The sequence below is a fragment of the Anoxybacillus sp. LAT27 genome, from assembly GCF_022030075.1.
GTDB lineage: Bacteria > Bacillota > Bacilli > Bacillales > Anoxybacillaceae > Anoxybacillus > Anoxybacillus kestanbolensis.
Genome location: NZ_JAIWYK010000363.1, coordinates 1 through 228 on the forward strand (window position 1 = coordinate 1; position 228 = coordinate 228).

Annotated in this window: 1 pseudogene; it reads left to right on the top strand. The window is 53.5% G+C overall.

The features are described from left to right. Nucleotides 1-228, top strand: a pseudogene (locus tag LD028_RS09805) (hypothetical protein); the annotation flags it as partial.

Below are 228 nucleotides of genomic sequence, written 5' to 3' on the forward strand. Positions count from 1 at the left end.
GGAAAAAATGGTGCAACTCGTGCACGATTTTCGTGTTTGGCAGCGTGATATGGTCCGTCAGCTCGAACAATTTGCGCATGCCGCTGCCCAACAGTCGACAGAGCGAGCCGCGCCGCTTGTTGAGTCGCTCATTCATTCACTCGACCGCATGCTGTTGCACGGGGAATGGTTGTTGTTTACTGACATGAAAACGGAAACGAAGTTGCTTGAGGCGGGGGCGAAATTGGC